The following is a 13035-nucleotide window of genomic DNA, read 5'->3' as shown; positions in this document are numbered from 1 at the left end:
CCCCGGGGTGGTCCGTCCGCCGCCCGGTTCCGCCGCTCAGTCCGGATCGACCGATCCGTCCGTCAGTCCGTCGTGGAGTCCCTGGACCAGCTGCTCGCCGAGTCGGGAGGCGAGCCGCAGGGCGCTTTCGAAGGCGGCCAGGTCGGCGAACCGGCGGCTGTAGCGGCGCTGTTCGACGAGCGGGAGCCGGGGCAGTTGGAGGCGGCGGACGTCGAGCCGGGTGGCGGTGGAGGCGTAGCTGCTGGCCTGGCGGTTGTTGGCGGTGCCGCGGAGGAAGCCGGCCAGGAACCACGGGTCGAGGGCGGTGGTGTCGGGGCGCAGCAGGGTGAGGTTGCGGCCGAGGGCGGCGCCGGCGGTGGCCTCGTCGACGACCCGGGCGGTGGCGCCGCCGCCGAGCACCGGGACGACCACGTCGCCCTCCTGGACGAGGACGGGTTCCTCGGGGGAGGCGCCGGTGGGGGTCTCGGGGAGGGTCCCGGAGGGGGCGAGGCCGCCGATGACGTCGTGGTCGGTGAGGACCGCGGGGGCTCCCCCACCGGGCCCGGCGGTGCCGGGGCCGCCGGCGCGCAGGACGAGGGCGCCGGAGCGGGCGAGTTCGCCGACGGTGGTCAGCGGCCAGCGGCCGGCGGGCGGCTGGGCGGCGGCGGTGTCCGTGCCGGGGTGCGGGGCGAGTTCGGCGGTGCGGGCCAGGGTCGCGGTGAGGCGGTCGTGGACGCGGGCGAGTTCGGCGGGACCGCCGGCCGCGGCGGGCGGCGGCAGGTGCCGGGCGGGGGCGAGGTCGACGTCGTCGCCGAGGAGGTCGATGGCGGCCAGGGAGCGGCACACGCCGGGAACTTCCTCGATCCCGCCGTCGCGGTCGAAGTCCCGCCAGGCGTCCACGGCGGTGGCCCGCACGGTCTGCCAGTCGAACTTGTCGCGGCCGGCGGACGCGGCGGTGTCGACGACGAGCAGGTGCGGGACGGTCGGGGAGCCATCGGGTTTGCGCAGCACCCACAGGTGCAGCGGGATGTTGTTGGGCGGGGCGGCGCCGGCGGGCAGCGCGATCACCGCGCGCAGGGCGCCGCGGCGCAGCAGGTCGGCGCGGATCCGGCGGCCGGAGCGGCGGGAGGCGGCGGCGGGCGGCATGAGGAGGACGGCGGTGCCGCCGGGCCGCAGCCGGGCCAGCGCGTGCTGGACCCAGGCCAGCTCGGATTCGTTGCGGGCCGGGAGGCCGTACTCCCAGCGGGGGTCGTAGGCGAGTTCGTCGTGGCCCCAGTTGCGTTCGTTGAACGGCGGGTGGACGAGGACGGCGTCGGCGGCGAGTTGCGGGAAGGCGTCGGCGCGCAGGGTGTCGGCGGCCCGGACCCGGACGTCCGCGCCGGGGGCCTCCAGGGCGAGCCGGAGCGCGGTGAGCGCGGCGAGGTCGGGGTCGCTCTCCTGGCCGTGCAGGGCGAGCGGGGCGACGTCTGCGGTACGGGCCGCGGCGAGGAGGCCGCCGGCCCCGCAGGCCGGGTCGAGGACGGTGCCGAACGGGCCGGCGGTCGCGGCGAGTTCGGCCATCAGGGCGGCCGGGCCGGGCGGGGTGAGGGTGTACTGGCGGGGGTTGGCGTCCAGGTGGCGGCCGAGCAGGAAGTCGTAGGCCGCGGCGGCGCCGTCGGCGGTGGCGAGGTCGCCGGCGGCGCGGACCAGGGCGGCGGAGGGGGCGAGGGCGGCGCGGGTCAGGCCGCGCACCGGGTGCTCGGGGCCGAGTCGGCCGGTGAGGACGGATTCCAGCATCGCGGGCAGTACGCCGGTCAGTTCGGCGTCGTCGGCGGCGGCGCGCAGCTGCCGCCAGGCGGCCGGTCGCTCCTGGACCAGCAGCAGGACGGCGCCGGCCTGGCGGAGTGCGGCGGCGGCCCCGGCGGGGTGGCCGACGAGCTGTTGCCAGACCCGTTCGCGGGCCGGGACCTCGGCGATCTTGCCCTGGTCGCGGAGCCATTGCTCGACGTCGCGGAGGGCGAAGGCGGGGCTGGTCTCGGTGCCGCCGACGGGCTTGGGGAAGTCGGCGTGGCGGCGCCGCCAGTTGCTGACCGCGGCCCGGCCGACGCCGGCGAGCCGGGCGATGCCGGCGGCGGTCACCTCGGTCGGGCGGTCGCCGCCACCCCGAGGGGAAGCCTCCCCGGACTCCGCCCGGGGGGACCCCCCTCGCGCCGCCGTGACGTCGCCGCTGCCCGCGCTGTCGTCCGTCGCCTTCTCCGGCACCTGTGTGGCTCCTGTCCCGATGACCCCGTGACCTTGTGTGACCTCTGTGTCGATGAGCATACCCATGCACTACAGGCGAACCCCTTCACGGCGTGAACGTCGGCGTTTCGCATACTCGTGTTGACTCGGTTCACAGCCTCTGCTGTTATTGACCCACCGATTCGACGGAACGATTCCAGCGCCCGGAAGGGGCCCCTTCGCATGTCCCAGCAGATGCACTACCAGCCCGTCCCGGAGGGGGCGCCCGGCATGCCGACCCCCGGCCACCACCAGGCGGCCCGCAACGGCCTCGGCGTCACCGCCCTGGTCCTCGGCATCATCGGTGCCCTCAGCGGCATCCCGATGGTCCTGTTCTGGCTGGCCGGGCCGCTCGGTCTGCTGTCGCTGATCTTCGGCTTCGTCGGCCTGAGCCGGGTCAAGAAGGGCCAGGCCACCAACAAGGGCGTGGCGATCACCGGCACGATCCTCGGCGGCCTCGCGATGATCCTGGCGATCATCGGGATCATCGTCACCGTGCTCGCCGTGAACAAGGCCGTCGACGAGATCAACAAGCAGGTCAACGGCTCGCAGGCGCAGCCCAAGGACGGCAGCAAGGGCAACAAGACCTACGGGCCGGGCGACACCGCGACCTACCCCGACAAGGGCCTTGAGGTGACCGTCCTCAAGGTCGCCCCGTACACGGTCGGCGACATCGCCTCCGGCCACACCGCGGGCAACAAGGCGTACAAGGTCACCGTGCAGATGAAGAACAAGGGCAAGGCCGCCTTCAACCCCGCCCTGACCCAGATCAAGGCCAAGACCGGCGCCGAGGGCCGCAAGGCGGAGCAGATCATCGACGGCAAGATCGGCATCGGCTTCGACGGCTCCATCGCCCCGGGCGCCACCGCCACCGTGGACGTCGCCTTCGACGCCCCGCCCACCGCCAAGGCACTCGACGTCGAGGTCGCCCCGGACATCGACATGCAGGGCGTCTACTGGAAGCTGCCGACCAGCTGACCCCGCGCGGCCCGGCACCCGGTGCCGGCGCCGCCCCGGAATCCCCGCACGACGGCCCCGGCCCGGATCGCACGCCCCGCGATCCGGGCCGGGGCCGTTCCCGCGCGGCGCGCGGCTACTTCGCCGTGAAGCGCGCCGGCGCCTCGGTCGGCGTCCCCCCGCCCGGCAGCGCCTGGCGCGGGCAGGAGTTGAGCACCTTCGCCATCGCGTCCTTCTCGGCCCGGGTCACCCACAGCCCGTACTTCTTCTTCACCGCCACCTGGCGCGCGACGTACGTACAGCGGTAACCGGCGTACGGGGGCAGCCAGTCCGCCGCGTCCCCGTCGCTCTTGCTGCGGTTGGCGGACGCCTCCACCGCGATCAGGTTCAGCGGATCGTTCGCCAACGCCACCCGCTTGCGGGCCGGCCACTGCCGCGCGCCGGTCTGCCAGGCGTCCGACAGCGCCACCACGTGGTCGATGTCGACGGTGCTGCGACCGCGCTGATAGCGCAGCGACTTCCCCGTGTACGGGTCCTTCGGCAGGTTCCCGGACACCACCACGCAACTCTTCGCGTCCCGGTACGCGGTGCCGCGCAGATCCCGCTTGAGGATGTCGTCGCGGGTGCCGCAGCCGTTGCCGTCGGTGTCCGCCCAGGCGGAACCGAAGCGGTCCCGGGCGTAACCGTCCTTCGTCCCCTGGCGCTTGACGGCCAGGGAGTCGAGCGTGCGCAGGGCACTGCCCGGCGCCCCCGACCGCCCGCCGCCGCCCGCGGGAGCCGACGGGCCCGCCCCCGCGTCCGAACCGCCGCCCCGACTGCCGTGACCGGAACAGCCGGTGACGGTCAGCAACGCGGCCAGGGCGGCGGCGCCGACCACGGCCGAGGCGCGCGACGAACGGCGCGGGGCGGCGGGGCGGGAGCGGGCGGACGGCGTCCGTATCACGTGGGGCATCCAATCCAGGAGCGCGGCAACAGGGTTGCGGGACAAGTGAACAAGGAGGCGGGCCGAGCCGGCCGACGCCGGACCTACCCACACCCCGATTCGGATATCTTTTCGGAAATCGAGAGTGAGGACGCCCATGGACACGGCCGCAGCAACGACGGCGGACGGCCGCACCGGGCACTCCCCCGACGCCGCCGTCGACCCCGCGCCCGGGCCCACCGCCGCGCCGGCACCGTCCCGCTTCGCCGCGCTCCGCGCCCCGCGCCTCGACCCGTACTGGACCGCCGGGTTCTTCTTCCTCGCGTTCGCCGTGCTCTCGTACTGGCGCTACCGCACCCTGTCCACGATCTCCTGGGACCTGGGCATCTTCGAGCAGGCGGTCCGCGGTTACGCCCACCTCCGGGCACCGATCGTCGACCTCAAGGGCCCCGGCACCAACATCCTCGGCGACCACTTCAGCCCCGTCCTGGTGCTGCTCGCCCCGCTCTACCGGCTCTTCCCCTCACCGCTGACCCTGCTCACCGCGCAGGCCGCGCTGTTCGCGCTCTCCGCGATACCCGTCACCCGCGCCGCCGCCCGCCACCTGGGCCGCCGGCGCGGGCTGGCCCTCGGCCTCGCCTACGGCCTGTCCTGGGGGATACAGCGGGCCGTCGACTTCGACTTCCACGAAATAGCCTTCGCGGTGCCGCTGATCGCCTTCGCCCTCGAAGCGGCGCTGCGCGGCCGCTGGAACACCGCCGTCTGCTGGGCCGCGCCGCTCGTCCTGGTCAAGGAGGACCTCGGCGTCACCGCCGCCGCCATCGGGGCGCTCTCGCTGATCCGCACCCGGCGCGCCGGTCCGCTGCCGATCGCCCTGGTCGCGTTCGGCATCACCGCCACCGCCGTCACCCTCGGCCTGCTGATACCCGCCTTCAACGGCTCCGGCTCCTACGACTACTGGAGCAAGATCGGCGGCCACGGCGACACCGCCCCCGGCCTCCCGATCGACGTCGCCCTGCGCACCCTGCTGTGGACCCTGCTGCCCACCACCGGCCTGCTCGCCCTGCGCTCCCCGCTCCTGCTGGTGGCCGCACCCACCCTCGGCTGGCGCTTCCTCTCCCACGACCCGCACTACTGGGGCACCGACTGGCACTACAGCGCCGTCCTGATGCCGGTCGTCTTCCTCGCCCTGATCGACGCGCTGCCGCGCGCGCTGGCCTCCGCCCGGCCCTGGCTGCGCTCCTACGCCCACCACCTGCCCGCCGCCGTCCTGGCCGCCGCCCTCGCGCTGACCACCACCCTGCCACTGGCCCGCCTGACCGAGGCCGACACCTACCGCACGCCGCCACAGGTGGCCGCCGTCGAGCGGCTGCTCGACCGCATACCCGACGGCGCGACGGTCGAGTCCGACGTCCGCCCGCTCAGCCGCCTCACCGGCCGCACCCGCGTCTTCTGGACCGGCGACACGGGTGGGCTGGCGCCCGGCTACGTCGCGGCGCAGCTCCATGACGGGCGCACGCCCGAACAGGCCCTGGCCGATGCGGAGGCCCGGCACGGCCGGGCCAGGTATGTCGTGCTGGGTGCGGCGGATGATGTGGTGGTGCTGCGCCGTACCGCCTGACGGCGGGTCGTCCCCACGATGCCGGCTGTCCCGCCGTGGTGGGGGTTCCGGCTTTGGCGGACCTGAAGTCCTTCACCCCCACCGGACGGGGGCCGCACGGCATACGGAAGGGGGCCTGTGGGGCGGGCCGGAGGGGGTGGTTGTCGGACGTAAAGCGCAGCAGTCCGACAACCACCCCCGCAGGCCCGCCCCACAGGCCCCCGAAACCCACCGCAAGCAACAGCGCCCCCGCCCACAAACCCTCCGCCACAGGCAGCGCTACCCACGGCGTCAGCTCAAGATCGTCGTGAGGAACTCGCCGACCCAGGCGAGCAACTCGCGCCCCACCAGCGGCTTGCCGCCGATGCGGCCGGTCGTCGGGCGGGGTACCAGGATCTGGCGGGTGGCCGGCTTGAGGACCGTGCGCGGGTGCAGCCGCTTGAGGCGGAGCTCCTGGGACTCCCGCAACTCCACCGGTCCGAAGCGGATGTTGGAGCCCTGGAGGGTGATGTCGGAGACGCCGCAGGAGCGGGCGAGCATCCGCAGGCCGGCGACCAGGAGGAGGTTCTCCACCGGCTCGGGGAGCTTGCCGTAGCGGTCGGTGATCTCCTCGCGGACCGCGGCGATGTCCTCCTCGGTGTTGGCCGAGGCGATCGCCCGGTACGCCTGGAGGCGCAGCCGCTCGCCCGGCGCGTAGTCGTGCGGGACGTGCGCGTCCACCGGGAGTTCGATCTTGACCTCCAGCGGGGGCTCCTCCACGCCGCCCTCCAGGGACGCCCGGTAGTCGGCCACCGCCTCGCCGACCATCCTGACGTACAGGTCGAAGCCGACGCCGGCGATGTGGCCGGACTGCTCGCCGCCGAGGAGGTTGCCCGCGCCGCGGATCTCCAGGTCCTTCATGGCCACGTACATGCCCGCGCCCATCTCGGTGTGCTGGGCGATGGTGGCGAGGCGTTCGTGCGCGGTCTCGGTGAGCGGCTTCTCCGGCGGGTAGAGGAAGTAGGCGTAGCCGCGCTCGCGGCCACGGCCGACGCGGCCGCGCAGCTGGTGCAGCTGCGAGAGGCCGAAGTTGTCGCCGCGCTCGACGATCAGGGTGTTGGCGTTGGAGATGTCGATGCCGGACTCCACGATCGTGGTGGAGACCAGGACGTCGAACTTCTTCTCCCAGAAGTCGACCACGACCTGCTCCAGTTGCGACTCGCCCATCTGCCCGTGGGCGGTCTGGATGCGCGCCTCGGGCACGATCTCCCGGAGCCGGGCCGCCGCGCGGTCGATGGACTCGACGCGGTTGTGGATGTAGAAGACCTGGCCCTCGCGCAGGAGTTCACGGCGGATGGCGGCGCCGATCTGCTTCTGCTCGTAGGGGCCGACGAAGGTCAGCACCGGGTGCCGCTCCTCGGGCGGCGTGGTGATCGTCGACATCTCCCGGATGCCGGTGACCGCCATTTCGAGGGTCCGGGGGATCGGCGTCGCGGACATCGTCAGGACGTCGACGTTGGCGCGGAGCTTCTTCAGCTGCTCCTTGTGCTCGACGCCGAAGCGCTGCTCCTCGTCGACGATGACCAGGCCGAGGTCCTTGAACTTGGTCTCGGAGGAGAACAGGCGGTGGGTGCCGATGACGATGTCGACCGCGCCGTCCCGAAGGCCCTCCAGGACCGCCTTGGCCTCGGTGTCCGTCTGGAACCGGGACAGCGCCCGGACGTTGACGGGGAATTGGCCGTAGCGCTCGCTGAAGGTGCCGTAGTGCTGCTGGACGAGCAGGGTCGTCGGCACCAGCACCGCCACCTGCTTGCCGTCCTGGACGGCCTTGAAGGCGGCGCGGACCGCGATCTCGGTCTTGCCGTAGCCGACGTCGCCGCAGATCAGCCGGTCCATCGGGACCGACTTCTCCATGTCCTCCTTGACCTCGGCGATCGTGGTGAGCTGGTCGGGCGTCTCCGCGTAAGGGAAGGCGTCCTCCAGCTCGCGCTGCCAGGGGGTGTCCGTGCCGAAGGCGTGGCCGGGCGCCGCCATCCGGGCCGAGTACAGCTTGATCAGGTCGGCGGCGATCTCCTTGACGGCCTTCTTGGCGCGCGCCTTGGTTTTCGTCCAGTCCGCGCCGCCGAGCCGGTGCAGCGTCGGCGCCTCGCCGCCCACGTACTTGGTGACCTGCTCCAGCTGGTCGGTGGGGATGTACAGCCGGTCGCCGGGCTGGCCGCGCTTGGCCGGCGCGTACTCCACCAGCAGATACTCGCGGGTGGCGCCCTGGACCGTGCGCTGCACCATTTCGATGTACCGGCCCACACCGTGCTGTTCGTGGACGATGAAGTCGCCGGCCTGAAGGGTCAGCGGGTCGATCTGCTTGCGACGGCGGGCCGGCATCCGGGCCGCGTCCTTGCCCGCGGCCTTCTGCCCGGACAGGTCCGTCTCCGTCAGCACCGCGATCTTCAGGCCGGGGTCGACGAAGCCGTTGTCGATCGAGCCGCAGGCCACATGCACGACGGACGGCGCGATCGCGCCGAGGTCGGCCTCCAGGCGGGCGGCGATGCCCTCGCCGCCCAGCACCTCGACCGTGCGGGCCGCCGGGCCGTGGCCCTCGGTGACGAACACCGTGCGCCAGCCGTCCGCCAGCCACTCCTTGGTGTCGGCCAGCGCCCGCTGGGTGTCCCCGCGGTACGTCTCCGGGGCGTGCATCCCCAGCTTGAGGGTGTCCCCGTCGGCCTCTTCCTCGTCGGCCGCGAACGGTGACACCGACCACCACATCATGCCCAGCTCACGGGCCCGGTCCCGGACGTCCGCGATACCCCACAGGGACGCCGCGCCCACGTCGATCGGGGCCGCTCCGCCGCCGGCGCTGGCCGCCCAGGACGCCTGGAGGAACTCCTGGCTCGTCGCCACCAGGTCGGCCGCCCGGGTCCGCACCCGCTCCGGGTCGCAGACCACCGCCATGCTGCCCTTCGGCAGCACGTCCAGCAGCAGCTCCATGTCGTCGACCAGCACCGGCGCCAGCGACTCCATGCCCTCGACGGCGATCCCCTCGGCGATCTTCCCCAGCAGCTCGCCCAGCTCCGGGTGCTGCTCGGCGAGCTCCGCGGCCCGCGCCCGCACCTCGTCGGTGAGCAGCAGCTCACGGCAGGGCGGCGCCCACAGCCCGTGCTCGGCCACCTCCAGGGAGCGCTGGTCGGCGACCTTGAAGTACCGGATCTCCTCGACGTCGTCGCCCCAGAACTCCACCCGCAGCGGGTGCTCCTCGGTGGGCGGGAAGACGTCCAGGATGCCGCCGCGGACCGCGAACTCGCCGCGCTTCTCGACGAGTTCGACGCGCGCGTACGCGGCCGCCGCCAGGCCGTCGACGACCTCTTCGAGATCGGCTGTCTGGCCCGTCCGCAGGCTCACCGGCTCCAGCTCGCCCAGCCCCTTGACCTGCGGCTGGAGCACGGAGCGGATCGGTGCGACGACGACCGACACCGGGCCGGCCGTCGGGTCGTCGGCGCTGGGGTGGGCCAGCCGGCGCAGCACCGCCAGGCGCCGGCCGACGGTGTCCGACCGCGGCGAGAGGCGCTCGTGCGGCAGCGTCTCCCAGGACGGGAACTCCACGACGGAGTTCTCCTCGCCGGCCGGCACCAGCGACCGCAGCGCGGCGGCCAGGTCCTCGGCCTCCCGGCCGGTGGCGGTCACCGCCAGCACCGGGCGGCCGGCCTGCCGGGCCAGCGCCGCCACCGCGAACGGGCGGGCGGCCGGCGGCCCGACCAGATCGACATGCGGCCGGTGCCCGTCGGCCGCGGCCTTGACCGCTTCGGCGAGCGCCGGGTCCCGTACGACGGCGTCGAGCAGACCACTCAGGCTCATGAAAAGGTTCCGTCCCAGCGAGGCGAACAACGCGACCGGTCCGACACCCCCTCGACAGCGCCGACGGGCGCAAACGGACCGGGGTTGACCACCTTACGCCGGACCACCGACAACCGACCGCCCCTACGGCCCGTCCGCAAAGTCCCGTCGTCCGCCCGCCGCCGTCCCACGCTGCGAGAAACCCCATTCCGCCCGGCCACCGCGCGTGCAAGGGTGTGCACGGAATCGTGCCGACTACACGTATACGCGTCGCGGTCGGCCACGCCGCCACACGGCAGGAGGGGGCCACGGTGAGCCGCACCACCCAGGGCAGTCACAGCGCGGACCGGAACGGTACCGGGAACCAGCCACCGGACGGCCCGGCCGCCTCCCGGCGCGGCCCGGTCGTCGCCGCGCTCATGCTCGGCATGGCCCTGGCCGCCCTCGACTCGACGATCATCGCCACCGCCGTCCCCCAGATCGTCGGCGACCTCGGCGGCTTCGCCGTCTTCTCCTGGCTCTTCTCCGGCTACCTCCTCGCCGTCACCGTCACCCTCCCCGTCTACGGCAAGCTCTCCGACACCTACGGCCGCAAGCCGATCCTGGTCACCGGCATCGCCCTGTTCCTCCTCGGCTCCCTGGCCTGCGCCGGCGCCTGGGACATGGGCTCGCTGATCGCCTTCCGGATCCTCCAGGGCCTGGGCGGCGGCGCCCTCCAGGGCACCGTCCAGACCATCGCCGCCGACCTCTACCCGATGAAGGAACGCCCCAAGATCCAGTCCAAGCTCTCCAGCGTCTGGGCCGCCTCCGCGGTCGCCGGCCCCGCACTGGGCGGCCTGCTCACCAGCTACGGCGACTGGCGCTGGATCTTCCTGGTCAACCTGCCCGTCGGCGCCCTCGCCCTGTGGCTGATCCTCCGGCACTTCCACGACGCCCGCCGCGACCGGCCGACCGCCGGGCGCCGCGCCCGCGTCGACTGGCCCGGCGCGCTCGCCGTCTTCGCCGCCGGCGGCCTGCTGCTCACCGCCCTCGTCCAGGGCGGCACCGCCTGGCCCTGGCTCTCCGCCCCGTCCCTGCTGCTGCTCGCCGGCAGCGCCCTGGCGGCCGTGGCCACCGTGCTGATCGAACGCCGCGCCGCCGAACCGATCATCCCCGGCTGGGTCTGGCGCCGCCGCACCATCTCCGCCGTCAACCTCGCCCTGGGCGCCCTGGGCCTGCTGATGGTCGCGCCGACCGTCTTCCTGCCCACCTACGCCCAGGCCGTCCTCGGCCTCGGCCCGATCGCCGCCGGCTTCGTGCTCTCCGTCATGACGCTGAGCTGGCCGATATCCGCCGCCCTCAGCAGCCGCGTCTACAACCGCATCGGCATCCGCAACTGCGCCCTCCTGGGCATCGGCGCCGCCGCCCTCGTCCTGCTCGCCTTCCCCCTGCTCCCCTACCCCGGCGCCGCCTGGCAGCCCGCCCTGCTGATGCTCGCCCTCGGTGCCACCCTCGGCCTCTTCCAACTCCCGCTGATCATCGGCGTCCAGTCCTCCGTCGGCTACGCCGAACGCGGCACCGCCACCGCCTCCATCCTCTTCTGCCGCCAGGTCGGCCAGTCCCTCGGCGCGGCCCTCTTCGGCGCCATCGCCAACGTCACCCTCAACGACCGCCTCACCCACGCCCCGGCGGCCATCCGCGCCGGCCTCCCGCACGACCTCGACGCCGTCTCCCGCGCCCTCCAGCACGCCGGCGCGCTCACCACCCGCGCCGCCGACTACCTCCGCCGCGCCGTCGACACCACCGTCGAACACGTCTACCTGGGCGCCGCGGCAGCCGCCGCCCTCGCCTTCCTCACCGTCCTCGTGCTCGCCCCCCGCCGCTTCCCCGTCCACACCGAGGCCCGCACGGTCACCACCGCCGACACCACGACGAACGAGGGCGTCGGCACCAACGACGGTGCCGACGCCCCTTCGACCGGATGACGGACGCGGACGGCCGGCCCGCTCCGCCGCCCGCGGCTAGCGCCGTCCCGGGCCGCCCCGCTCGCCCCGCGGCAGGCCCGTCTCCACGGTGTCCTCGCTGTCCGGGTCCCGTTCGGTGCCGGTGCCCTCGACGGCACCCGTACCGGCGCCTGCGGGGGCACCGGAGGCGGCCCCGGAGCCGGCCCCGGACAACTCCGCCGGGTCCTTCCCGGTCAGCGCCGCCAGGCTGTTGCGCACATGCGTCATGTGGATGCGGACCTCCTCCCGCGCCTCGTCGTGCTCCCGCACGACCCGCTCGGTGGCCCGCTCGATCCGCTCCGCCTCGACCCTGCCCTGCGCCAGCAGCTCCGCCGCCCGCGCCTCGGCGTCCTCCAGCCGGTGCCGCGCGGACTCCTCGACCTCCGCGGTCAGCCGCCGCCGCTCGGCAACCACCGCCTCCCCGTGCGCGTCCAGCTCGGCGACCCGCTGGTCCATCTCGGTCTCCAGGCGCGCCAGTTCCCGCTCCAGGGAGTCCCACTCCTCGGTGTGCCGGGCCTCCTGGTCCTTGCGCATCTTCCCGGACCGCCGCCGGGTCTCCGCCAGCTCCTCCGCCGCCTCCGCCCGCAGCTCCTCGGCCTCCTGGGCGGCCTCCGCCACCAGCTCGCCGGCCTCGTCGACCGCCGCCTTGTCCGTACGCCGCGCGTCCTCCGCCGCCTCCGCGCGCAGCCGCTGCGCCGCCTTGTCCGCCGCTCCGTGCAGCTTCTGCGCGTACTCGGCCGCGTCGTCGTGCAGCTGCTCCGCGGCCGACTCCGCCTCGGACCGCAGCCGCGCCGACTCGGACTCCGCCGTCGTCAGGATCGACCGGGCCTGCTGGCCGAGGGACTCGTAGGTCTGCTCCGGCAGCTGCGCCACGTAGGCGCGCAGTTCCGCGAGTTCGGCTTCCATCTCGTGGCACAGGACGGTCAGCCGGGCGGCCCGCTCCCAGCAGGAGTCACGGTCGATCGAGAGCCCCTCGACGCGCCGGTCCACGTCCTCCGGACGATAGCCACGCCCCCGTACGGTCTCGAACCCGTGAGGCGAAACCGAAGTACTCATCCCTCAAGCCCCTCTCCGCTGCGCACAGCAGTCGCGCGAACCCGCAAGCTTCCGCACAGTCCCGCGCACATCTTTCTGGATCGGCCCGAAGCGGCTCCATCACGACACTCCGCCCATTCCTTCCCACAAGGATGCGCCATTTGCCACCAGAAGCCTGAATTGGATCTTCGCCCGCGCGAGGGGTTTGCCCGCACCCCACGTTGCCGCGGCACCGGACGACGGCCGTCGGGGCCGGGCCGCGGCCGGTTCCGTCCGCCCACGGGGCATCGGAAAGGGCTGCCCCACCGGGTGCGGCGGGAGCGATCGGACGACGCCGGGGAGGCGTCGCCCCGCACCCGACCGGGCGACCGCACGGGGACGCGCCGCCAGGCGGTCCGTCACCGGGACGGCGGACACCCCGACGGCGGGGGACGGTCGCACCACCCCCCGCCGCCATGGCGAGCACTCCACCGGCGCCGGGGCCCGGCGGAATC

Annotated in this window: 7 protein-coding genes; 3 read left to right on the top strand and 4 right to left on the bottom strand. The window is 73.9% G+C overall.

Annotated features, from left to right (window positions below; translation table 11 throughout):
* Nucleotides 1-36: 36 nt before the first annotated feature.
* Entirely contained in the window at nt 37-2097 is a 2061-nt protein-coding gene (locus MOV08_RS25050; protein ID WP_275311881.1) for an N-6 DNA methylase, read from the bottom strand.
* 324 nt (nt 2098-2421) lie between these two features.
* Between MOV08_RS25050 and MOV08_RS25045 the strand changes: the two genes are divergently transcribed.
* Complete coding sequence (locus MOV08_RS25045) at nt 2422-3216, top strand: DUF4190 domain-containing protein (protein ID WP_275308892.1); 795 nt, start codon at nt 2422-2424, stop codon at nt 3214-3216.
* A gap of 115 nt (nt 3217-3331) precedes the next feature.
* On the opposite strand, the gene MOV08_RS25040 is transcribed toward MOV08_RS25045, so the two are convergent.
* Nucleotides 3332-4147, bottom strand: a complete 816-nt coding sequence (locus tag MOV08_RS25040; RefSeq protein WP_420834209.1) for an HNH endonuclease family protein — start codon at nt 4145-4147, stop codon at nt 3332-3334.
* Nucleotides 4148-4274: 127 nt separating this feature from the next.
* On the opposite strand from MOV08_RS25040, the gene MOV08_RS25035 reads away from it, so the two are divergent.
* The gene (locus tag MOV08_RS25035; protein WP_039635756.1) at nt 4275-5738 is read left to right on the top strand and encodes a DUF2079 domain-containing protein; all 1464 of its coding nucleotides are present in this window, start codon (nt 4275-4277) and stop codon (nt 5736-5738) included.
* 270 nt (nt 5739-6008) lie between these two features.
* Here the strand turns inward: MOV08_RS25035 and mfd are convergent, their stop codons facing one another.
* A complete protein-coding gene (gene mfd / locus MOV08_RS25030) occupies nt 6009-9545 on the bottom strand; it encodes a transcription-repair coupling factor (RefSeq protein ID WP_275308891.1) in 3537 nt (1178 codons plus the stop codon).
* Nucleotides 9546-9835: 290 nt separating this feature from the next.
* Between mfd and MOV08_RS25025 the strand changes: the two genes are divergently transcribed.
* Entirely contained in the window at nt 9836-11488 is a 1653-nt protein-coding gene (locus tag MOV08_RS25025) for an MFS transporter (RefSeq protein ID WP_420834208.1), read from the top strand.
* 36 nt (nt 11489-11524) lie between these two features.
* Here the strand turns inward: MOV08_RS25025 and MOV08_RS25020 are convergent, their stop codons facing one another.
* Entirely contained in the window at nt 11525-12562 is a 1038-nt protein-coding gene (locus MOV08_RS25020) for a coiled-coil domain-containing protein (RefSeq protein ID WP_338057188.1), read from the bottom strand.
* Nucleotides 12563-13035 lie beyond the last annotated feature (473 nt).

The organism is Streptomyces yunnanensis, assembly GCF_029011865.1.
Classification (GTDB): domain Bacteria; phylum Actinomycetota; class Actinomycetes; order Streptomycetales; family Streptomycetaceae; genus Streptomyces; species Streptomyces yunnanensis.
Note: the sequence above shows the minus strand (reverse complement) of the source record. Positions and strands in the feature narration are given on the sequence as shown.

Bases quoted from the DNA above. Each gene is read 5' to 3' on its own strand.
- MOV08_RS25020 (WP_338057188.1), bottom strand. From the start codon at position 12,562: ATGAGTACTTCGGTTTCGCCTCACGGGTTCGAGACCGTACGGGGGCGT.
- MOV08_RS25035 (WP_039635756.1), top strand. From the start codon at position 4,275: ATGGACACGGCCGCAGCAACGACGGCGGACGGCCGCACCGGGCACTCC.
- MOV08_RS25045 (WP_275308892.1), top strand. From the start codon at position 2,422: ATGTCCCAGCAGATGCACTACCAGCCCGTCCCGGAGGGGGCGCCCGGC.
- mfd (WP_275308891.1), bottom strand. From the start codon at position 9,545: ATGAGCCTGAGTGGTCTGCTCGACGCCGTCGTACGGGACCCGGCGCTC.
- MOV08_RS25040 (WP_420834209.1), bottom strand. From the start codon at position 4,147: ATGCCCCACGTGATACGGACGCCGTCCGCCCGCTCCCGCCCCGCCGCC.